Origin of the sequence: Shouchella shacheensis, from assembly GCF_001484965.1 — a bacterium.
In the GTDB taxonomy this organism is placed as follows: domain Bacteria; phylum Bacillota; class Bacilli; order Bacillales; family Bacillaceae_D; genus Shouchella; species Shouchella shacheensis.
This window is the reverse complement of sequence record NZ_KQ947399.1, coordinates 1-20,179: the sequence shown is the minus strand read 5'-3', so window position 1 is coordinate 20,179 and position 20,179 is coordinate 1. Positions and strand designations below refer to the sequence as shown.

25 protein-coding genes are annotated in these 20,179 nt (G+C 49.0%); 3 read left to right on the top strand and 22 right to left on the bottom strand.

Annotated features, from left to right (window positions below; genetic code table 11):
• Positions 1-11 precede the first annotated feature (11 nt).
• The 10 genes from spoIIAB to AVZ68_RS05650 form a co-directional block, all read right to left on the bottom strand.
• On the bottom strand, positions 12-452 hold the full coding sequence (spoIIAB, locus tag AVZ68_RS05695) for an anti-sigma F factor (protein WP_059103577.1): 441 nt from the start codon (positions 450-452) through the stop codon (positions 12-14).
• Positions 453-454: 2 nt separating this feature from the next.
• Positions 455-799 (bottom strand): anti-sigma F factor antagonist, encoded by a 345-nt coding sequence (gene spoIIAA / locus AVZ68_RS05690; RefSeq protein ID WP_059103576.1) that lies wholly within the window; start codon positions 797-799, stop codon positions 455-457.
• Between the two features lie 115 nt (positions 800-914).
• Entirely contained in the window at positions 915-2,087 is a 1,173-nt protein-coding gene (locus tag AVZ68_RS05685) for a D-alanyl-D-alanine carboxypeptidase family protein (RefSeq protein ID WP_059103575.1), read from the bottom strand.
• A 474-nt stretch (positions 2,088-2,561) separates the two neighbouring features.
• A complete protein-coding gene (locus tag AVZ68_RS05680; RefSeq protein WP_180316674.1) occupies positions 2,562-3,410 on the bottom strand; it encodes a polysaccharide deacetylase family protein in 849 nt (282 codons plus the stop codon).
• A gap of 55 nt (positions 3,411-3,465) precedes the next feature.
• Positions 3,466-3,969 (bottom strand): metal-dependent hydrolase, encoded by a 504-nt coding sequence (locus AVZ68_RS05675; protein WP_059103573.1) that lies wholly within the window; start codon positions 3,967-3,969, stop codon positions 3,466-3,468.
• A gap of 153 nt (positions 3,970-4,122) precedes the next feature.
• Positions 4,123-4,320, bottom strand: a complete 198-nt coding sequence (locus tag AVZ68_RS05670; protein WP_059103572.1) for a DUF2188 domain-containing protein — start codon at positions 4,318-4,320, stop codon at positions 4,123-4,125.
• A 73-nt stretch (positions 4,321-4,393) separates the two neighbouring features.
• The gene (locus AVZ68_RS05665) at positions 4,394-5,854 is read right to left on the bottom strand and encodes an MDR family MFS transporter (RefSeq protein WP_059103571.1); all 1,461 of its coding nucleotides are present in this window, start codon (positions 5,852-5,854) and stop codon (positions 4,394-4,396) included.
• A gap of 19 nt (positions 5,855-5,873) precedes the next feature.
• Positions 5,874-6,743: a TetR/AcrR family transcriptional regulator gene (locus AVZ68_RS05660; RefSeq protein WP_059103570.1), complete on the bottom strand. Its 870-nt coding sequence runs from the start codon at positions 6,741-6,743 to the stop codon at positions 5,874-5,876.
• A gap of 200 nt (positions 6,744-6,943) precedes the next feature.
• Positions 6,944-7,735: a VLRF1 family aeRF1-type release factor gene (locus AVZ68_RS05655; RefSeq protein WP_245628065.1), complete on the bottom strand. Its 792-nt coding sequence runs from the start codon at positions 7,733-7,735 to the stop codon at positions 6,944-6,946.
• 16 nt (positions 7,736-7,751) lie between these two features.
• The gene (locus AVZ68_RS05650) at positions 7,752-8,165 is read right to left on the bottom strand and encodes an organic hydroperoxide resistance protein (RefSeq protein ID WP_059103569.1); all 414 of its coding nucleotides are present in this window, start codon (positions 8,163-8,165) and stop codon (positions 7,752-7,754) included.
• A 156-nt stretch (positions 8,166-8,321) separates the two neighbouring features.
• Between AVZ68_RS05650 and AVZ68_RS05645 the strand changes: the two genes are divergently transcribed.
• Entirely contained in the window at positions 8,322-8,747 is a 426-nt protein-coding gene (locus AVZ68_RS05645; RefSeq protein ID WP_059103568.1) for a pyridoxamine 5'-phosphate oxidase family protein, read from the top strand.
• A gap of 158 nt (positions 8,748-8,905) precedes the next feature.
• On the opposite strand, the gene AVZ68_RS05640 is transcribed toward AVZ68_RS05645, so the two are convergent.
• The 10 genes from AVZ68_RS05640 to AVZ68_RS05600 form a co-directional block, all read right to left on the bottom strand.
• Positions 8,906-10,204: a pyrimidine-nucleoside phosphorylase gene (locus AVZ68_RS05640; RefSeq protein WP_059103567.1), complete on the bottom strand. Its 1,299-nt coding sequence runs from the start codon at positions 10,202-10,204 to the stop codon at positions 8,906-8,908.
• Between the two features lie 639 nt (positions 10,205-10,843).
• On the bottom strand, positions 10,844-11,662 hold the full coding sequence (locus AVZ68_RS05635) for a purine-nucleoside phosphorylase (protein ID WP_059103566.1): 819 nt from the start codon (positions 11,660-11,662) through the stop codon (positions 10,844-10,846).
• Positions 11,663-11,677: 15 nt separating this feature from the next.
• The gene (locus tag AVZ68_RS05630; RefSeq protein WP_059103565.1) at positions 11,678-12,499 is read right to left on the bottom strand and encodes a purine-nucleoside phosphorylase; all 822 of its coding nucleotides are present in this window, start codon (positions 12,497-12,499) and stop codon (positions 11,678-11,680) included.
• Positions 12,500-12,524: 25 nt separating this feature from the next.
• Positions 12,525-13,715: a phosphopentomutase gene (deoB, locus tag AVZ68_RS05625; protein WP_059103564.1), complete on the bottom strand. Its 1,191-nt coding sequence runs from the start codon at positions 13,713-13,715 to the stop codon at positions 12,525-12,527.
• Between the two features lie 104 nt (positions 13,716-13,819).
• Complete coding sequence (gene xerD, locus AVZ68_RS05620) at positions 13,820-14,710, bottom strand: site-specific tyrosine recombinase XerD (RefSeq protein ID WP_059103563.1); 891 nt, start codon at positions 14,708-14,710, stop codon at positions 13,820-13,822.
• Between the two features lie 16 nt (positions 14,711-14,726).
• Positions 14,727-14,957: a YqzK family protein gene (locus AVZ68_RS05615; RefSeq protein WP_059103562.1), complete on the bottom strand. Its 231-nt coding sequence runs from the start codon at positions 14,955-14,957 to the stop codon at positions 14,727-14,729.
• Between the two features lie 226 nt (positions 14,958-15,183).
• Positions 15,184-15,312 (bottom strand): hypothetical protein, encoded by a 129-nt coding sequence (locus AVZ68_RS20835; RefSeq protein ID WP_281176584.1) that lies wholly within the window; start codon positions 15,310-15,312, stop codon positions 15,184-15,186.
• 127 nt (positions 15,313-15,439) lie between these two features.
• On the bottom strand, positions 15,440-15,937 hold the full coding sequence (gene fur / locus AVZ68_RS05610; RefSeq protein WP_059103561.1) for a ferric iron uptake transcriptional regulator: 498 nt from the start codon (positions 15,935-15,937) through the stop codon (positions 15,440-15,442).
• Between the two features lie 119 nt (positions 15,938-16,056).
• Positions 16,057-16,695 carry a stage II sporulation protein M gene (gene spoIIM, locus AVZ68_RS05605; RefSeq protein WP_059103560.1) on the bottom strand — a complete coding sequence of 213 codons (639 nt, stop codon included), beginning with the start codon at positions 16,693-16,695 and terminating at the stop codon, positions 16,057-16,059.
• Positions 16,696-16,781: 86 nt separating this feature from the next.
• Positions 16,782-17,327 (bottom strand): NUDIX domain-containing protein, encoded by a 546-nt coding sequence (locus tag AVZ68_RS05600; RefSeq protein ID WP_059103559.1) that lies wholly within the window; start codon positions 17,325-17,327, stop codon positions 16,782-16,784.
• 74 nt (positions 17,328-17,401) lie between these two features.
• Here AVZ68_RS05600 and mciZ point away from each other — a divergent pair, with 74 nt between their 5' ends.
• The gene (mciZ, locus tag AVZ68_RS19715; RefSeq protein WP_082676325.1) at positions 17,402-17,611 is read left to right on the top strand and encodes a Z-ring formation inhibitor MciZ; all 210 of its coding nucleotides are present in this window, start codon (positions 17,402-17,404) and stop codon (positions 17,609-17,611) included.
• Here mciZ and AVZ68_RS05595 read toward each other — a convergent pair.
• Positions 17,521-18,594 carry a DUF3866 family protein gene (locus AVZ68_RS05595; RefSeq protein WP_059103558.1) on the bottom strand — a complete coding sequence of 358 codons (1,074 nt, stop codon included), beginning with the start codon at positions 18,592-18,594 and terminating at the stop codon, positions 17,521-17,523. The genes mciZ and AVZ68_RS05595 overlap by 91 nt on opposite strands.
• Before the next feature lie 17 nt (positions 18,595-18,611).
• On the bottom strand, positions 18,612-19,133 hold the full coding sequence (locus AVZ68_RS05590; protein ID WP_059103557.1) for a TlpA disulfide reductase family protein: 522 nt from the start codon (positions 19,131-19,133) through the stop codon (positions 18,612-18,614).
• 108 nt (positions 19,134-19,241) lie between these two features.
• Here AVZ68_RS05590 and uppP point away from each other — a divergent pair, with 108 nt between their 5' ends.
• Positions 19,242-20,075, top strand: coding sequence for an undecaprenyl-diphosphatase UppP (gene uppP, locus AVZ68_RS05585; protein WP_059103556.1), 834 nt, complete (start codon positions 19,242-19,244; stop codon positions 20,073-20,075).
• The last annotated feature ends 104 nt before the right edge of the window (positions 20,076-20,179 follow it).

The following is a 20,179-nucleotide window of genomic DNA, read 5'->3' as shown; positions in this document are numbered from 1 at the left end:
GGCAAAACTCCTCAACTGCAGATTGCCTTGGTAACAGACAACTGCTTTTTAAGATAGATGGTCGTTCCAATCAACGGCTCCGAGATGACTTTTACACTGTCACAGAAGTTCTCCATAATGGTAAAACCCATGCCTGAACGCTCGAGCTCTGGCTTCGTTGTATAGAGAGGCTGTCTCGCTTCTTCCAAATCCGAAATGCCAAGCCCTTCATCGCGAATGATGAGTTCAATTTCGCGCTCCACCATCGTTGCTGAAATATAGACCATCCCTTCCGCGTTGTTGTCATAGCCGTGGATGATGGCGTTCGTGACCGCTTCAGATACGACCGTTTTGATTTCTGTTAACTCGTCCATGGTGGGATCAAGCTGTGCCAAAAACGCGCCTACTGTGACTCTGGCAAACGCCTCATTCTCACTGATCGCCGAAAAGACTAAATCCATTTTGTTTTCCATTCTCACGCCACCCCCAATTTTTGCAGTGCGAACGTTTCGTTCTCTTCAAGGCGAATAATCTTGAAGAGACCAGACATCTCAAACAATCGCTTCACGGCCGGTGAAATGGCACACACGACCATCTCCCCTCCTTGGGCCCTCACCTGTTTGTAGCGGCCCAGAATGACGCCAAGCCCAGAACTGTCCATAAATGTCAGTTCAGCTAGATTCAAAACGATGTGCTTCGTCTCATCCAGTCTTTCTTCAATATCGGCGCGCAGTTTCTTTGCGGCGTGATGATCCAACTCGCCCTCTAAGCGAACGAGCAACACATCGTTTTTTTGTTCAAGATCGATGATCAAGCTCATGTTTCTGACACCTCCACTAGCACACATTGATGCTTTGTTACACACACTATTCGCTTAAGAAGGGGGGGAATCCTTGTGTGTGACAAAACTAGTGTGAAAGACGGATAAGTCGAGGCTAGCCTCCAAATTTCGTCATCATACGCTTAACCAACGTCCACCAGGAAGCTTCTCCCACATCTTCGCCTGCAACTAGATCTGTTTCCGACAAAACGTCGCCGTCGTTTTCAACCACAAGCTTACCGATGACCTCATTTTGTTTAACCGGCGCTTGGAGTTGTTCGTTTACGTCTGCCTTGACAGTGGCGTCATCGACCTTCATCCCTTTTTTGGTGAGAATTGATACTTTTTCGGAGACAACGGCTTGGACATGATCCTTCTCCCCTTTGGCTACATTGACGTCCTGAATCACTTCTCCGCGCTCATGCATTTGTGTGGTCGAATATTGACTAAAGGAATAATCCAGCATCGCCGTGATTTGTGCATTGCGCTCCTTCGGCGTAGGAGCACCCATAACCACAGCAATCACTCTCATGCCGTCTTTCTCAGCCGTTGCCGTCAGCCCGTACTTCGCTTCACTTGTATAACCGGTTTTTAAACCGTCGACCCCCGGATAGAATTTCACGAGCTTGTTCGTATTGACGAGCCAGAATTCGTTATCGGTGCCTTTTCGCAAATAATCTTCATAAATCCCTGTATACTGTGTAATTTCTTCGTATTTTAAAAGCTCTTTGCTCATGACCGCTAAGTCGTGGGCAGACGTGTAGTGATCGGCCACCGGTAATCCGTTCGAGTTATGAAACTCCGTATGCTCAAGACCGAGTTCTTTTGCTTTTTCATTCATCCTATTGATGAACTCGTCTTCCGAGCCAGCAATATGCTCAGCCATCGCAACAGCCGCATCATTTCCGGAAGCCACCGCAATCGCTTTAAGCATATCCTCCACGGTCATTTCTTCTCCCGGCTCCAGGAACACTTGGGAACCTCCCATAGACGCAGCGCGTTCACTGACACGAACCATATCATCATAGGCCAATCGCTCTTCATCAATCGCTTCCATAATAAGAAGCATCGTCATAATCTTCGTCATGCTCGCAGGTGGAAACGATTTGTCGCTATCCTTTTCAAACAGCACTTCCCCGGTATCGCGCTCAATCACAATTGCAGACGACGCTTTTTCTGCCAAATTCAGCGCATCCCCAGGCTTTTTCTCTTCTTCCGCAAATGCATGTGGCGTCACACTTGCGAAAAACAGTAGAAACACCCAAAACCCAATCCATATCTTCTTCATCTTTCGACCTCCGTCTCAATGGCATACAAAACTATTCGCTAGTTTTCCCATTCTCGCGGCTTTTATACGTGGGGAGGGGTGGAAAAAGTGAAGGGTGTATGAGTGGGAAACCTCTTGCCGGGAGTGCCACTACTATGGGGAGGAATGGAGAGGAAAACCACCCTGCCACCATGTCGAAACTGAACTCGCTAAGAAGGGACAGGATCTCACTCAGGTCATTTTTAATACGGTCGCACTCTCTACATTACCGCTCACGTCGGCTTCGGTATCACTGACACCAACATGGGGCTAGCCTAGCCGCTCAAAAAAACAACACCGAAAAGCGCAGGCGGGTTGCTCAGAAGCGCAAATTTTGGAGACCCGATAAAAGAAATCTAGTACTTGGATTTCGTTATCGGGGCGAAAAATCTTGACGCTTCTACCCGCCGGAGCTAGACACAAAAAGACGTACGCCATTTACGCGTACGCCCTTCTTTAGTTCATTCCCGGAATATCGAGCAGCTCAGGGACTGTGACAAACGAATACCCCTCTGCTTTCAGTTGTTGAATTTCTTGCTCCACGGCTTCAAGCATTGTCGAAAGGTTGCCCGCTCCGTCGTGATGAAGAACAATTCCTCCAGGGCTTGCTTGCCCCATTACATTTTCAACCAACTCTTCCACGGGCGGCTCTTGCCAGTCGAGAGAGTCGATGCTCCAGCCGATGACGGAAACGTTACGCTCATGAAGCGAGTCCATCACTTCTTCATTAAGAAATCCGTGAGGCGCCCTAAGCATCCTCGGCTTACGGCCAATGACATCGCTAATCACCTTTTCAGCAAGCTCTATCTCCTCGGCAAGCTCCTGTTCGTCTAATTCAACGAGCTTTTTATGCGTGTAGGTGTGGTTGCCGATGCTGTGGCCACGAGCGGCCACCTGCCGTAGCAGTTCCGGATGATCGTGCACCCGCGACCCCAAGACAAAAAAAGTCGCCTTCACTCCTTCTTTTTTCAAAAGATCGAGAAGCGGCAGCGTGTATGTGGGATCGGGTCCGTCATCAAAGGTCAGCGCGATGACATTCTCATCTCCCGGACCGTGCAAAGCCAAAACGTTTGGATACAATTTCTGCAACGTCACGTTATCCACTACATTTGACTGGGTGCGTCCTTCCCCCTCCGTATCCCCTACTTCTTGCGGCTCGCCCTCATCGTCTCCTTGGTGAACGACATGTCCTCGGGAAATGTCCTCCCTGCGGTGCAGGCGCTCGCTCGTCTCCCCTGATTGGTTGAACGAACAACCAACAAGCAACGCGAAAAGAATCGCCAAAAGCACTAGTTGCCTCCACACATCATTCCATCTCCTTAGCTTTATTTGAAGTTAGTATGAGTGGTATGATGTCATCTTATGCCACGGCACCTACTAGCAGATGGATGAAGTCTCCCCACCACTGCCAGGCAAGAAAAAGAACGCCAAGTCCAAGAACCACGCTTTCCCCCCAGCCGCCCGTACGAATGAATAGAGGAAAGCGAATTCGCAAGTCGAGCGGGTAGAGAAGACGAACGCCTCTGGCCGTCCAGGCATCCAGAATGACATGACTGATAACGCCTGTCAGGATGCCTAGCTGCACCATCGTTGCATCCGGCATTAGGAGATTCAAAAGAAACGAAACAAGCACCAGAAACAGAAGACTGTGCGTAAATGTACGATGACCGAAAACAGCAGCGATCACGCGCGACACGATAGGCAAGCGCCTTCCGATTTTTGAATGAGCGTGGCAGATATCTGGAAGCAAAGCCCCGCCCACGCCGCTTATGTAAAAAAGAGGCGTGCCTGCTTGTGTCAGTACGTAGCTATCAAGCGCTTGACACAGAACCAGACCGCCGACCATATGTGTTTTTCCCGTCACGGTATGTTGCTCCTAACTGTCGAACGATCGTTTGTTTGCTTATCTAAAATAGCATAACATACGTTCGATAGAGGAGAAAGGAAAATTTTACGAAGAAGAGGCCATGCTCCCTTTTATAACCGAAAAGCGCAGGCTTCCACCTGCGCTTCGCGATTAAAACGTTTTGATTTCTTGTTTTTCATGGTTTTCATCAAAAATAATCAGCTTGCTCGGTTTGTGCACTTCCGCTAGACGCGTTCCCTCTTCCACGGCTTCTGTTTGCCGATCATATTCTTCAATGGGAGCGACATCCTCCGCTTTTACATACCATGTGGTGGCGTCTTTGTTTGGTACAACCGTATATTCCTTCATTGTCTATCTCTCCTTCTATCTGCTTCTACAAATAAAATACCCTGTTCAACGGAGAGGCAAACTTCTTTTTCCCTTAACTTTCAGTGACTGGCTTTTGATTGTAGCCTTGTGTCTCTTGTTCCTGTTCCTGCGATCCATCGTTACGTTCGTTACGCTTAATGAAAAACGCTAGAACTAAGCTAATGAAGGCGATAGCCGTAGCGACCATAAAGGCATGGTTGAATCCGTCAACCATCGCGTTCTCATCCCCCGGACTGGCGGCAGCCGAAGAGGTCATAACGGTCACCAGGATCGCTGTCCCAATTGAACCCGAGACTTGGCGCAATGTATTGTTGACCGCCGTTCCATGCGGAATTAACTCCCTCGGCAACACGTTAATTCCAGCGGTAGTGACGGGCATCATGACAAGCGAAACGCCAAACATGCGAATGGCATAGACGATGGTTAAATAGGTCAAGGGGGTTGTTGTCGATAAATTGGTGTACATGGCTGACGTTATAAACACGAGCGCAAGTCCGACAATCGAAAGAGTTCGAGCCCCGACTTTATCAAAAATGCGACCAGTGATTGGAGACATGATCCCCATCAAAATGGCTCCAGGCATAATCGTTAATCCTGTTTCCAGCGCACTGAACCCCTGGGTATTTTGCATAAAGATCGGCAGTAAGGTGGCCGGTCCGACAAGAGCCACAAAGACAAGCATCCCGATGACCGTCGTCAATGTAAACACTTTGTACCGAAGAACGCGAAACTCAAGAACAGGCGTTTGAAGATGAAGCTGTCTATAAATGAACATCATCAGCGTGATGACGCCGATAATTATCGGGAGGACAACAAGCATACTTCCCCAGCTGTATTGTCCGGCATTGCTAAACCCATAGAGCAAGCCACCGAACCCGAGCGTCGACAGGACAATGGAACTAATATCCAGTCTTGGATTCCGAAGCGTTGTTACGTTTTTCATTAGGAAGATGGCAGCAATGATATCTATGATGACTATCGGAAGAATAATCCAAAAGAGAATCGTCCAATGATAGGAGCCGACAAGCCACCCGGACAGCGTCGGGCCAATGGCAGGGGCAAAAGAAATGACAAGTCCAACCATCCCCATCGCTGCACCCCGACGTTCGATTGGAAAAATAAGAAGAAAGACGGTTTGCATGAGCGGCATCATCACCCCAGCGCCCGCAGCCTGTACAATCCGACCTACCATTAAAATGGGGAACGTCGGCGACAGCGCACAGAGAAGCGTTCCAGCGGCAAACAAAGTCATTGCGAATAAGAAAAGCGAACGTGATGAAAATTTTTCAATTAAAAAAGCCGTAATCGGGATCATAATCCCATTCACCAGCATGAAACTCGTCGTGACCCATTGGGCCTGATTCTCGTTAATGGCCAAATCGTCCATTAAATGAGGCAAGGCGGTCGTTAAAAGGGTTTGGTTGAGAATCGCCACAAAGGCGCCCACGAGCAAGACCGCAACGATTGGTTTCTTGTTAAACGAAGCTGGTTCAGTTGGTTTTCGGTTATTCATACATTTGTACCTTCTTTATTTACGGGGAGGCGTTTAAAAGCGCCTGCACCGTTTCGATTTCATCCTTAATATCTACATGCGTCAGGATATATAGAGCAAGAGCTTCCACCAAGTAAGGTTTCGGTTCTTCTCTTTCTAGTTGCTCTTGCAGCTCATAGGCTGCCTTATGGACATTGGAACCTTGGGGAAGAGAGCAAGTGGCTTCTACCTTTTGAACCATCCGCCTGGCGAGTTCTTGCAGGCGTTCTTCGTTGCTAATATGAAGCTTATGGTTTTGCTCTTTGACATCACTCATCGCAGATTCCGTCAGAACCTCAGGCCAGCTCTTGGTATGCTCTACAAGCGTCTGAAGCATCTTCACGATTTGCTCTGCGATCAGTGGCGGCGAGAGCTTCTTTTTATCGTCAACCACGAGTGTCACGTACTCACGAAGGGTTCCTTGGAACACGAGCACCAGGTCCCAGACATTCGAACCAATTTCCTCTCCAAAAGCCTCAAGCAGGGAGTCTCGGTGCCAGTTGAGCAGAGCGGATCGTGTTCGTTTCATCAATCCAATGACTTCTTTATTATGCTCCTTGGGCAAGCTGCGCACAATCATTTGAATGAACGCTCGCTGCTCTTTATTGACTTCGAGCTCAAGCACAATTTTTTGTTCGAGTTGTTCCATTTTGGATAGGGACGAATCGAGATTAATGCTCATCGCCCGGTGAAACATTTGCTTTAAACTATACTCAAACGCTTGGATCAACAAATCTTCTTTGGATTCAAACTGCTTATATAATGACGCTTTTGAAATGCCACATTGCTGGGCAATTTTTTGCATCGGCGTCGAAAAATATCCCTCATTGGAAAAGAGTTTCAACGCTTGCTGTAGAATCTTCTCTTTCATCAGGAGAACCCTCCCCTTTCATGGCCCACTAAACCAGTGAGTCACTCAAAAACCCATTGGTTTTCTCTACGTGACGATTATAATGAACCGTTGGGGACCTGTCAACAGATTTGATTCGACAGCCGAACTATTTAGTTTTCTGACACACACAAATAAGCCTTGCCAACGTCTATCGAGACTTTGGCAAGGCTTTTGATTTATTAAGCACTCGGCTCAAATACTTCATCCACGATCTGATGGGATCTGAGCTTCGCTAAATTCTTCTTCACGACAACCACCTCTTTAAACGTCAGCTGCCGCTCAAATTCAGTTGTTTGGTCCGGTGACCCAACGAGATGGACGGAGTTCCACCCGCGGTCTTTCGCTCGCTTATCGATCTTTGCAGCTAGCTGCTTGAACCAGCGCTGTTGATTCGCATCAAAGCGATCGTCGAACTGGTCACGATGGAGTGCAGCCCCGACATTTTCACTTGAGCCGGAGCCCACATACTCCTTCCAGTCCTCTGTTTCAATATCCCAGGAATACGTTCTCTCTTCCTCTACTTCTCCAAGGCTTGTCTCAACAGCGATCACGTCTGTTTTTTGGATAAGGAGAATGCCAGAGCGTGGATAGGTGGCTTGCAGTGTCTCTAATTGGTCAACAACAGGCTGTCTCTCCCAGCGGAACTCGTTTTCCACAGGCACTTGAAGTTTCGTCAACTGCACCTCTCCCGTAGCAGAGCCGATAAAAACGACAGCTTTTGGCATCGCCGGTTGCAAATCCGTAATTTGTGCTTCCGCTTGTTTCTTCAGTTTTTGGAACGCCTTGAGTTCTGTATCATTGTCACTTGCCTGCAAATATTCTTCTAGCTTTTTCAGCCCATTCTTCAATCGAATTTTCCATTCGCCTTTTTGCTGGTCCGTGCTTGCCTGATTGGTACGTAAATAAATACTTAAGCAACCGTCCTCGCAATGAATTTGCCTTAAATGCTTGAGGTTCTTTGCTAGTGACAAACGATCATCCCCCTTATTATTCCGCTTTAGCTGTTAGCTTCACTTGAATGTTCCCACGCGTTGCTTTTGAGTATGGGCAGAAGTTATGCGCTTTTTCCACGAGGTCCTGCGCCTCATCTTGGGAAACGCCTTTGATGGAGACTTCTAACTCAGCCCCAATTTGAAATCCGTCATCGCTAGGATCTTTAACAAGGGAAACATGGGCAGTCGTTGTAGACTCAATCTCTTTGTTTGCATTCGATGCCATGAGATTCAATGCACCGTCAAAGCAAGAAGCATACCCAGCGGCAAACAGCTGCTCTGGATTCGTGCCTTCCTGTTTTGACCCTGGTTTCACAAGATCAATGTCAATGTTTTTGTCATCGGAGGCCACATGCCCTTCACGGCCACCCTGTGCTGTCGCTTTTGATGTGTATACGATATCTGCCATCAGAAAAACACTCCTTTTATCACTCATTGGATTCATTAAATCGTTCACTTACTGTATACACGTTAGGGAGAAAGTTTAAACATGCGTTTTGAGGTTTTATTTTGCTGTGAACAGGAATACTACGACTAGTTTAAGAAAGGAAAGGAGATTTCTATCATGAATAAACTAGATGCTAAAGAGCGAGCCTTAGCGATTATGGACGATTACAAGGTTGGTTCGCTTGCAACAGTGAAAAACGGAAAGCCGCACTCCCGCTATATGACGTTCTTCCATGAAAAATTTACCCTCTTTACCCCGACGAGTAAGGAAACGTATAAGACAGAAGAAGTGGAGGAAAATCCAGCCATCCATGTCCTCCTCGGCTATGACGGGGAGGGGTTTGGTGATGAGTTCATTGAATTTCAAGGCAAAGCGGTCATCCGAGAAGGCAAAGAGTGGCGCGAGCGTTTTTGGAATGACACGATGGGGCTCTATTTTGACGGGCCGGAGGATGAGAGCATGATCATTTTAGAACTTCAGCCAGAGACGATTCGCTTAATGAACAGCAAGGACGACACCCCCGAAACGGTTTCATTTACGTAGCGAAAACGACAAGCGCAGGCGGGTTGGGCAGGAGCGACAATGTTGGAGACCTGACAAAGAACTCCTGGTTTTGGCTAAGGCTTGCCAGGGCGAAAAACCTCGAAGCTCTTACCCGCTGGAGCTAGACAAAAGGCACCGGACTTGGTCCGGCGCCTTTTTCACATTTGTTTATAGATAAGCGTTGGTTTGTCTATGGTTTCCTTGCTGAACTCATAGGCGCTCATAACCACCTCGACAACATCATCTACCACTTCTTGATTGGCATGGAGGGTGACAAGCGATTCTCCTGCTTCCACATAATCCCCGATTTTTTTGTTCATCACAAGCCCCACGGCAAGATCAATCGTATCTTCTTTCGTTGCGCGTCCTGCTCCAAGCTGCATCGCTGCCACACCGACTTTATTTGCGGCAATAACTTTAACATAACCTGTTTCATTGGCCTTAATTTCATGTGTATACGTCGCCTGCGGCAGCTTCTTTGGATCGTCCACGACGCTGTCGTCCCCGTTTTGAGCGGCGATAAATGTTTTTAATGTCTTCGCCGCTGCCCCAGAGGCCATGGCTTCTTTAAGCATGCTTCTCGCCTCTTCCACCGAGTTCGCTTTCTCTGCCAAGTAGACCATTTGACTGCCAAGGGTGAGACAGAGCTCGCGAACGTCCTCGGGCCCGCCTCCTTTGACGACGTCAATCGCTTCCTGGATTTCAAGCGCGTTTCCGACCGTCCGACCGAGCGGCTGGTTCATGTCAGAAATGATGGCCACCGTTTTACGGCCAATGTCATTGCCGATATCAACCATCGCTTTTGCAAGCTCTTTCGCGTCCTCAAGGCTGTTCATAAAAGCACCTGACCCGGTTTTCACATCAAGTACGATCGCATCTGCCCCTGAAGCGATTTTCTTGCTCATGATGGAGCTGGCGATTAAGCCAAGAGCGTTCACCGTTCCTGTGACATCGCGGAGACCGTAAAGTTTTTTATCTGCAGGGGTAAGGTTGCCCGTTTGCCCGACGACGGCGAGCTTATTCTCATTGACGAGGGAAAGGAACTGCTCCGTATCGATTTCACAAGTGAAATTCGGAATCGCTTCCAATTTGTCAATCGTTCCTCCCGTGTGCCCGAGGCCACGCCCCGACATTTTAGCGACGGGGACGCCAAGCGAGGCGACAAGTGGTGCGAGAGCAATGGTGGTTTTGTCGCCAACCCCACCGGTCGAGTGTTTGTCGACTTTGATACCGTCAATTCCTGACAGGTCAATCGTATCCCCGGAATTCGCCATCGCAATCGTAAGCTCCGCCCGTTCCTTTGGGGTCATGTTTTGAAAATAGATCGCCATGGAAAGTGCCGCCATTTGGTAATCAGGAATTTCATCGTTCGTGTATCCTGCAACCATCCATTCGATTTCTTCTTTTGTTAACGCCTCTCCGTCCCGCTTTTTCTCAATCAGGTCTACCATCCTCATTGTCCGCTCCCCTTTCTTTATTCTCTTCGCTTCGGCGCCCACTCGCTCGAAGTCCTTCACGCCGCCAGATCAAGCCAAGGCCGGGCCTTCTGTGACCCGCCTCCGCTTCTTTGTCTAGCTGCGGCGGGTAGGAGCGTCGAGATTTTTCGCCCTGGCAAGCGTTAGCCAAAACCGGGATTTCTGTTGTCAGGCCTCCAACATTCTCGCTCCTGACCAACCCGCCTTCGCTTTTCTTTGTCTAGCTACGGCGGGTAGGAGCGTCGAGATTTTTCGCCCTGGCAAGCGTTAGCCAAAACCGGGATTTCTGTTGTCAGGTCTCCAACATTCTCGCTCCTGACCAACCCGCCTTCGCTTTTCTTTGTCTAGCTACGGCGGGTAGGAGCGTCGAGATTTTTCGCCCNCGGCGGGTAGGAGCGTCGAGATTTTTCGCCCTGGCAAGCGTTAGCCAAAACCGGGATTTCTGTTGTCAGGTCTCCAACATTCTCGCTCCTGACCAACCCGCCTTCGCTTTTCTTTGTCTAGCTACGGCGGGTAGGAGCGTCGAGATTTTTCGCCCTGACAACGAAATCCAAAGGCGGGATTTCTTTTGTCAGGCCTCCAAAATTCTCGCTCCTGACCAACCCGCCTTCGCTTTTCTTATTATGCGTCTTTTACGAGCGCTTTGACATATTGAATGAACACCGGCTTGGTACGGTTGGCCACTTCGACCACTTCCTCGTGGGTGATGCCTTCGATGGTTTCGCCAATCGCCATATCGGTGATACAGGAAAGACCCAAAACTTCAAGTCCCGCATGCGCAGCCACGATGACTTCCGGAATGGTGGACATGCCAACGACATCCCCGCCTAGCTCACGCAGCATGATGAGCTCCGCGCCGGTCATGTATGTAGGACCCGTAACCCCAGCATAGACGCCTTGCTGCACGTCGAGCGAGAGTTCTTTGGCCACCTTCAGCGCGTACGCCACACGCTGTGAGGAATAGGCTTGGCTCATGTCCGGAAAGCGGGGGCCAAGCTCTGCCACATTCTCTCCAATCAACGGGTTGTCTCCAGTCATATTGAGATGATCGGTAATGACCATCAGATCGCCAGGTTTAAAGGTTTTGTTCATGCCCCCGCAAGCATTGGTCACAAGCAAAAGGCTTGCGCCAAGCGCCTTCATGACGCGAACCGGAAAGGTCACTTCCTGCATAGAATAGCCTTCATAATAATGAAAGCGTCCCTGCATGGCAATCACAGGTTTCCCCTCTAGCTCACCAAGCACAAGCTGACCGGCGTGGCCTTCAACCGTAGAGACTGGGAAATGCGGAATGTCTTCGTAAGCAATGTTCGTTGGATTCTTGATTTCATCGGCAAGCTCGCCAAGGCCTGAACCGAGAATGAGGCCTATCTCCGGCTTCAGAGCTCCCTTTTCTTGAATAAATGTGACCGATTCTTTGATTTTGTCTAGCAAACTCATCGCTTCTCGTCTCCTTTAGTTCATATCGTGCACAATCGCTTTGATCAGTGCGAGAAAATCGCTCTTTACTCGTTCCGTTGTTTCCATTACTTCGGCGTGCGTTAACGGTTGGGGCAGAATCCCTGCAGCCATATTGGAAATACAGGAAATGCCAAGCACTTCCAGTTGGGCATGGCGGCAGACAATGACCTCGGGCACCGTGGACATCCCGACCGCGTCCCCACCAACCTTTCGCGCCATACGAACTTCGGCGGGCGTTTCATAGGTGGGACCGCTGTTTCCGAGGTACACCCCTTCTTGCAAGCGAAGCCCTAGTTCTCCTGCCTTTTTCCGAGCTAGAGCGCGGAGCTTCTCGCTGTAAGCATTCGACATGTCCGGGAAACGTGGGCCAAGCGCCTCTTCATTTTTTCCAATGAGCGGGTTTGCGCCCATATGGTTAATATGATCCGTAATGAGCATCAAGTCTCCCGCGTCGAAGGCTTCGTTCACGCCGCCAGCAGCGTTAGTGACAATCACCTGCGTGACACCAAGTTCTTTCATCACGCGCACAGGAAACGTGACATCTTGCATGGAATACCCTTCATAGAAGTGAAATCGTCCCTGCATGGCGATCACCGCTTGTCCTTCTAGCTTCCCTGCGACCAGCTGGCCAGCGTGACCTTCGACCGTTGACACCGGAAAGTGAGGCAGCTGTTCATACGGCAGCTTCACGGCTTCGCTAATTTCATCAGCGAGCACCCCTAGGCCTGAACCGAGAATTAATCCGATCGTTGGAGCAACGGCGATGTTTTCCTTCACCGCCTGCGCCGCCTCTTGCACATGCTTGATCTCTGTCATTGTTGTCTCTCCTCTACGTCGATCCTTAATGGTTGCGTTTTAGTGATGGTAAAAAACTTTGCCCGTAGGCAGGCTTTTCGACTTGGAAATTTTCCGCAATTGTCGCCCCAATATCGGCAAACGTCTGCCTTTTTCCTAGATCAGACGCCGGGCTGTTTTTGGCGTAGACGAGCAAAGGGACGAGCTCTCGTGTATGATCGGTGCCCGTGTGCGTCGGATCGTTTCCATGATCGGCTGTAATTATCAATACATCGTCGTCACGAAGAGTGGTGATGACTTCATCCAGGCGTTCGTCAAACTCGATAAGCGCCTTTCCGTAGCCTTCAACGTCCCGTCGGTGACCATAAAGCGCATCGAAATCTACGAGGTTCAAAAAGCACAGCCCGGTAAAATCCTTGTCGATTGTAGCGATCAGCTTGTCCATCCCGTCGTCGTTGGAAACCGTGCGAATCGCCTCGGTTACCCCCTCACCATCGTAAATGTCCGAAATTTTCCCAAGGGCAATGGAATCATAGCCGCCATCTTCTAGCTCATTCATGACGGTTTTGCCAAATGGCTTCAATGCGTAATCGTGACGATTGGCCGTCCGCTTCCAGCCACTCTCATCGCCAACAAATGGTCTGGCGATCACGCGACCAATCATATATTCCGGTTTTAACGTGAGCTCTCGCGCTTTTTCACAGATCGCGTAAAGTTCCTCAACCGGGACAACGGCCTCATGAGCTGCAATCTGCAAAACGGAGTCGGCGGATGTGTAGACGATGAGGTCGCCCGTCTGCACATGCTCGGCTCCTAGCTCGTCTAGGATTTCCGTGCCCGAGGCGACTTTGTTTCCGAGAATGCCTCGCCCTGTCGCTTCTGTTAGTTCGTCCAGCAATGCCGTTGGAAACCCTTTCGGAAAGACGCGGAAGGGCTCTTTGATGTTCAAACCCATAATCTCCCAATGGCCGGTCATGGTATCTTTTCCGACCGATGCTTCCTGCATAATGCCATAGCTCGCAAGTGGGGTTTCCACAGGGGCTATTCCATTGACCGTGCGAATTCGACCCAACCCTAGTTTCTCCAGATTCGGGACGTTTAGGCCGTTCAAATGGTTCGCAATCGAACCAAGCGTGTGCGTTCCTACGTCACCAAATGCTTCCGCGTCCGGAGCGGCTCCAATCCCCACCGAATCCATCACAATCAGAAAGACGCGTTTAAACGACTTGTATTTCATTCCATTTCCTCCCTAGTTCCACTATACCCGCTTTCTGAAGCCGCATACAATCCAATTGTTTTATGTATCTTGTCAGAGGTCTGACAAGTAAAGCTAGCGAGCACTTACGCTCGCGGATGGTACTGTGAATACACATCCTTCATACGCGTCTTCGTCACATGCGCATAAATTTGCGTTGTCGAGATATCCACATGCCCAAGCATTTCTTGTACGGCACGCAAATCTGCGCCGTTCTCAAGCAGATGGGTCGCAAACGAATGCCTGAGTGTGTGAGGGCTAAACTCTTTTTCAATATGGGCACCTTTTGCAAGTTGCTTTAATATTTTCCAGAACCCTTGCCGGCTAAGCGGGTTCCCGTGATGATTTACGAACAGCGTATCATGACGTTTGGCTTTGAGCAACTCAGGTCGTCCACGTTCTAAATAATCGCCTAACGCCTCGGTTGCTTTCCCCCCAAGCGGAACAATTCGCTCTTTGTCGCCTTTGCCTACGATTCGCACAAACCCTAAAGACAAGTGGACGTCTGCGGTTTTTACGGTAATCAGCTCCGTCACGCGAATCCCTGTCGCATAAATGACTTCTAGCATCGCGCGATTTCGAATCTCGAAAGCAGAGCTCGTGCCTGGAAACGCGAGAAGCGCCTCGACTTCTTCTAAGGAAAGTACTTGCGGGAGCTTTTTTTCCGCTCGTGGCGTTTCCAGAAGCGCGGTCGGGTCAGAATCTGAGAAACCCTCTCTTTGCAAAAATTGGTGCAACGCCCGGATGGAAGCTACAGAGCGAGCAGCCGTTCTCGCTGACTTCCCGGCTTCCCTTAACTCATAAAGATAATTGACAATCGCTGGACGCTCAATCGCGCCAAATGACGTGATTTGCTCCACTCGTTCCATATACTTCGCGTAGTGTTCAATGTCACGCCGATAGGAAACAACCGTGTTCACCGATAACCCACGCTCGACTTGAATAAAATGAATAAACTCCTGAATGTCATGCTTCATCGCCGAAAGCCTCCTGCTACTCCCCCATTCGATAAAAAAGAGCCAGGCGCTCCTGTACCGTTAAAGGACGCTCCCCCTCTTCCATCTTAAACACTTTCATCGCCTTTCCACTTGGCTCATCATAGCGATGAAAGCTAGAGTATTCTTCATTTATCCATAGAATACCATAATAGAAGAGCAGCGTGCACCCGACAAATAGAATCATCGTCTTCCCCGTCTGGAGAACCACTTGAAAGCCTGTCTTCATTTAAAATTCCTCACCTCTCATCCCTTTGGTACAATCTATGCCAGATGAGAGGCGTTTTATACCCTTGCATTTGGTTGTAGACATTGGATTGGTTGATGCAAGCCCAGATGTTGCTATGCGTTTTTTATTTTCCGGATTCTTCCTTTCACATTAGGGGCTCTTCCCCACATTCGCGTGCTTCTCACCCACATCCGCGCCCTTCTCCCGCACATCCAGCGCTTCTCTCTCACATCCGAGCCCTCTCCCCCACATCCGCGTGCCTCTCCCCTACATCCGCATGCTTCTCACCCACATTCGCGCCCTTCTCTCTCACATCCATGTGCTTCTCACCCACATCCGCGTGCTTCTCTCTCACATCCGAGCCCTTCTCCCGCACATCCAGCGCTTCTCGCTCACATTTTGCCTACCCCTTCACTCGGTCATCGCCTCCCTCGCCATACAAAAAAAGAACCGCCTCCACCGACGATTCCCTCTAATCATTTTTATACTTGTTCGTTTAACTGCTTTTCCACTGGTTGATTCTCATTGTCATCAGAAGTTTCCGCGACTTGGCATCGATGGCACACGCCATGAAAGGTTAAACGGTGATCCTTAATTTTAAATAAGAAATCACGTTCGACGACAGCTTCCACATCTCCAAGCAAGTCCTCTTGAATTTCGTCAACGGCCCCACACTCAATGCAAACCAGATGATGGTGAAAGTGCTGGGCTCCTTCACGGCGAAGATCGAACCTGGAAACACCGTCCCCGAAGTTAATTTTATCAACGACTTTCAATTCTGTTAGCAGCTCAAGCGTGCGGTACACGGTGGCGAGTCCAATTTCTGGGGCCTTTTCCTTGACGAGGAGGTACACGTCTTCCGCACTCAAGTGATCCTCTTCGTGCTCAAGTAAAACCATGACCGTCGCTTCACGCTGAGGCGTGAGCTTGTAACTTTGAGCATGCAACTGCTTTTTAATGCGCTCTAAACGGTTTTCCATCTTGAGTCCCCCTCCTAACAAGTGAAGCTGATTCTCATTATAGACGGAAGAAGAAACAGTGTCAATTGATAATGATTATTAAGTAAAATTTTTATAATGATTATCAAGTAACATTCAGTTTAAAAAGATCCTACAATCATTCTCATTAACACCGGTGAAATATACGCTTCAAAAAAGGAGGCGATTGTTACAAACGCTCCTACACAGAGCACCAAGAGCGAATAACGCAGGAACTGCGGAAAAATCGGCTCGTTCATTCCTTTCGCAAACGTTTGCTTGATCATCTTCAAGCAGAAGGCGACGCTTGCGGTTCCAACGATAATAAAGGCTGGGACAAGAATAATGTTTTGTGGCAGAACAGCGACAAAAGCTAAAAGAAACCCCTGGGCCCCCATTTGGTTAACAAGAAACCCGACCGTAAATCCAACAACAAGGCCCTTGATAAATAGCAATACAAAAATCACGGGCAAACCGATAATCGAGATGCCAAGAATCCACATGAAACCAAAATACTTCCCGTAGTGCAAGAAGCTATGTACAAACAGCTCGCTTGATGAGGCCACAAAGCCGTTGTCCATCTCCGAAAAAAACTGGCTCACATACGTAAACAGGTCGTGGCGCTGTGTCACATTCAAGCTGTTCACAACAATGGCACCAAAGACAACGCCGATGAGAAACAAGATGGATGTAAAAATGTAGACGGTCCGGTGCTCGGCCACATGAGCATGTATCGCTTCATAGATTCGATTCGACTTCACGGCCTGTCCCTCCTCTGCTTATTCATAAGTCTATGAACAAGCGAGGGGATTATGACAGCTTAAAAGCGTATTTGCGAGAAACCGAGTCAGCTCCTCTTTTGCGCGAGCCGCAGATACTGGATCGCATAGCATGTTTTCGCGTCATGAATCCGCTCTTCGGCCACGAGCTGTTCCGCTTCCTCTAACGTGACTTCTAGCAGGTCCACAAATTCGTCCTCATCAAGGCTCACGCGCCCTGCCTTCAGCCCCTTTGCCTCATAGATGTACACGAGCTCATCGGCAAACCCTGGTGAGGTATAGAAGGAAGCGATGAAGTCAAGCTGACTTGCGAGGTAGCCCGTCTCCTCTTCCAATTCGCGCCCTGCCGTCTTCTTCGGTTCTTCTCCCGGTTCAAGCTTGCCGGCTGGAATCTCAATGATGGCCTTCTCAAGCGCTTTGCGGTACTGCTCAACGAGCACGAGCTTTCCTTCGCTCGTTAGTGCAACAACTGCTACAGCGCCAGGGTGTCTGATGATTTCCCGTTTCGACTGCTTGCCATTCGGCAGCTCGACATCCTCGAGGTACACATCAATCATTTTTCCTTTGTATAGGGTCTTTCTGGCAAGCGTCTTCTCTATTAAATGATCCACCATTCACTCTCTCCTCACATGTTTTACGTATGTCTTTCATATGAGTGTATCACACTACGAAAAAAAGGAGGGTCGAAATGCGCATCTACGTCCACGCCTCTAGCGTTGTCTTAACCGGAAAAAAATGGGAAGTGCTCGCAAAATTAAAAGAAATGGCTCATACTTTTGATACCGTTCGAGACTGGCAAGTAGCGGTCTATGAAAGTCCCCTCAAACAAAAGCGTGTCGCCTCGGTCACGCCGATCAAAAACGCTCGATCCAAAGAAACCGATCGCCCCATTGTTTGAACATCTGTCTTAAGATGGGAGAGAACATTCAGGAGGAACTCCTCGCCGCGACCATCACTCATGTAGACGACCCCATGTCGATTAAGCGCCCCTCGGCTTGCGTAGGTCAGTTGTTGATCCAGAAGATGGCGCTCCTCGAAAGAAAGCTTGGGAAGCGGCAGAAGCGACAACGCATAGGTGAAGGAAAACAGCGGCGTGATCGTGTGGTGACTCAGCCCGAAATGCCGCGAACGCTGTTCGAGAAAGGAAAGGCGCGGGACCCAAACGGGCCTTCCTTGAAGCGCGCCAACCGTGTTCGCCCAGCTGGCGCTTACCATCCCAGAAAACCCATATGTCGTGCCCGTGCCCACAACGCCCGGACCCACCGAGATAACTAGCAGACGCGCGCCCAAAATTTCTTTAGCGAATTGCAAGGCAGAGACAAGTGTGACGGCTTCAAAGTCGCCGCCCGTCGCCTGACCAATCGTCACCGTTTTCACATTCGGCTGCTTCTTTAAATGCTGGAGGTGACGGCTAAAGGAAAGGGATAAAGAGGCCTGATCATCAAAAATAAAAGCGATGAGACCGTCTTCTATAAACTCTCTAGCGGCAGTGTGAATAATGGGAACCATACTGTGCAGTTCAGCCAGCAGCACCGGGGCCCCGTACAGCGAAAAGGAGTCCCTAAATTGAGAGTGGTAGGCGGACTCCTGTGCTTCCACTGCTTCCACGGCATGCTGATTTGGCGTGTAGCGCCACTTAAGGATGTGTCCATCTACGGGGGTAGGAGATTCCCCAGAGGTAGAGGTCACAAAATCGACGCCTCCTGTACCAAGACCTAAGGTTTTCGCGGCCGTGTTGACCGTGAGTTCCTCTCCTACTTGGGCAGGGCGAAAAAGGGCTTTGTAAAGAATCGCCTCGCCTGCACCAGCGGATGTTTGCAACAGCTGGACGTCAGAGGTTTCCTTCAGTATCTCGGTTACACGTACATGAGCTCTTGTCACGTTTCAACCTCCTTCATTTAAAGGAGCGGGTGCACGCGTTCTTCCATCATCTCGTAGTGAACCTCTCCTTCAATGATGTCTTCGATTACAAAGTCTCGATTGATAATATACGTCGTTGGCATGGAGCGTATGCCGTACTGCTCGCTAAACGCTCCTTCTGCATCGAAAAATACGGGGAGGGTAATGTCTTGCTCTTCAATAAAATCGACACTATTGCTCGGCTGCACTTCCGAGGTTTGCCAATTCACCGTCACCACGGAGACGCCTTGGTTCTCATACGCGTCCGCAAGTTCCATTAACGCCGGCATCTCTCGCACGCACGGTGTGCACCATGAGGCCCATACATTCAAAACGATGACATCGCCTTCATAGTCAGACAAAGAGCCTTCAGTGGCTTCGTGCATGCCAAGTGTAAAATCTTCGGCAATATTGCCTTCATGAACGCCAACTTGCTTGGAGTCAAATTGAAACACTAACAGGAAAATCGCAACCGCCGCGAGAATCAGTACGGCGAATGTCACGACACGTTTTGTTCTCATTTAGGTCATCCTCTCTAAAGTAAACAATCTCCTCTTTTCGATTGCTTTAAAGTTTGCTAGAATGAAAAAGTTACTTCTACTTATTGGAATAGAAAGGAACCATCACTCATGGATTTATTTGAAGCAATTGTGCTCGGGCTTGTGCAAGGCATTAGTGAATTTCTACCAATTTCAAGCACCGCCCATCTGATTCTCGTACAGAGCCTATTTAACACTTCTTTTGAAGGACTAAGTTTTGAAATTTTGCTTCACCTGGCCTCCGTTCTCGCTGTCATTCTCTTTTACCGAAAGGATTTAATCGAGATTATTCGCGGGTTTTTTGCCTATTTTACAGACCGTTCTGCCCAGAACAAAACGATGTTCTTTTTTGGTCTCTATATTATCATCGCAACAGGGATTACAGGGGTCGCAGGCATCCTTTTCGAAGATTATATAAGCGAAACGTTTAAAGCTCCTGTTTTCATTGCCCTTGCGCTTGCGGTTACTGGGTTGTTCCTTATCATTATAGAACGTTTTATCAGACATGGAAACCGTACAGAAAAAGAGATGACGTTTCTTGATTCCATTGTCGTCGGTCTTGGTCAAACCCTGGCGCTGATTCCCGGTCTTTCTCGCTCCGGGACCACATTAATTGCCGGGATGTTTGCCGGGCTATCAAAAGAAACGGCGGTCCGTTATTCTTTCCTGCTCTCGATTCCGGTAATTCTTGGCTCATCCGTGCTGGCCATCGGCGATCTGTCTTCCGGTGCGCTTCTTGCGAGCACAGGTGTTCTGGAACTAAGCGCGGCATTTGTGGTAGCATTTGTTTCTTCCTGGCTAGGGATTGTCTGGTTGATTAGCCTTTTGAGAAAAAGCAAATTAATGTACTTCGCGGTCTATTGCTTTGCCGTGGCGATTCTTGTCTTGATTTTTAGAGACGCATTGGTCGTTGAAGAGCTATAGAGCTATTAGTATAGAAATGACTTCCTTCTAAACAAAAGAAACGCCGGCGATGAGACGAGGCCACTGAAAAACCATCATTTTTTCAGCTAGAGAATTTTCAAACA

Coding starts and splice junctions, on each gene's coding strand:
- AVZ68_RS05670 (WP_059103572.1), bottom strand. CDS start 4,320: ATGAAGGAATATACGGTTGTACCAAACAAAGACGCCACCACATGGTAT.
- AVZ68_RS05630 (WP_059103565.1), bottom strand. CDS start 12,499: ATGACAGAGATCAAGCATGTGCAAGAGGCGGCGCAGGCGGTGAAGGAA.
- spoIIAB (WP_059103577.1), bottom strand. CDS start 452: ATGGAAAACAAAATGGATTTAGTCTTTTCGGCGATCAGTGAGAATGAG.
- deoB (WP_059103564.1), bottom strand. CDS start 13,715: ATGAAATACAAGTCGTTTAAACGCGTCTTTCTGATTGTGATGGATTCG.
- AVZ68_RS05685 (WP_059103575.1), bottom strand. CDS start 2,087: ATGAAGAAGATATGGATTGGGTTTTGGGTGTTTCTACTGTTTTTCGCA.
- AVZ68_RS05635 (WP_059103566.1), bottom strand. CDS start 11,662: ATGAGTTTGCTAGACAAAATCAAAGAATCGGTCACATTTATTCAAGAA.
- AVZ68_RS05665 (WP_059103571.1), bottom strand. CDS start 5,854: ATGAATAACCGAAAACCAACTGAACCAGCTTCGTTTAACAAGAAACCA.
- AVZ68_RS05645 (WP_059103568.1), top strand. CDS start 8,322: ATGAATAAACTAGATGCTAAAGAGCGAGCCTTAGCGATTATGGACGAT.
- spoIIAA (WP_059103576.1), bottom strand. CDS start 799: ATGAGCTTGATCATCGATCTTGAACAAAAAAACGATGTGTTGCTCGTT.
- AVZ68_RS05600 (WP_059103559.1), bottom strand. CDS start 17,327: ATGGTGGATCATTTAATAGAGAAGACGCTTGCCAGAAAGACCCTATAC.
- AVZ68_RS05640 (WP_059103567.1), bottom strand. CDS start 10,204: ATGAGGATGGTAGACCTGATTGAGAAAAAGCGGGACGGAGAGGCGTTA.
- AVZ68_RS05615 (WP_059103562.1), bottom strand. CDS start 14,957: ATGAAGACAGGCTTTCAAGTGGTTCTCCAGACGGGGAAGACGATGATT.
- AVZ68_RS05650 (WP_059103569.1), bottom strand. CDS start 8,165: ATGGCAGATATCGTATACACATCAAAAGCGACAGCACAGGGTGGCCGT.
- AVZ68_RS05660 (WP_059103570.1), bottom strand. CDS start 6,743: ATGAAAGAGAAGATTCTACAGCAAGCGTTGAAACTCTTTTCCAATGAG.
- AVZ68_RS05590 (WP_059103557.1), bottom strand. CDS start 19,133: ATGAGAACAAAACGTGTCGTGACATTCGCCGTACTGATTCTCGCGGCG.
- uppP (WP_059103556.1), top strand. CDS start 19,242: ATGGATTTATTTGAAGCAATTGTGCTCGGGCTTGTGCAAGGCATTAGT.
- mciZ (WP_082676325.1), top strand. CDS start 17,402: ATGCGCATCTACGTCCACGCCTCTAGCGTTGTCTTAACCGGAAAAAAA.
- xerD (WP_059103563.1), bottom strand. CDS start 14,710: ATGAAGCATGACATTCAGGAGTTTATTCATTTTATTCAAGTCGAGCGT.
- fur (WP_059103561.1), bottom strand. CDS start 15,937: ATGGAAAACCGTTTAGAGCGCATTAAAAAGCAGTTGCATGCTCAAAGT.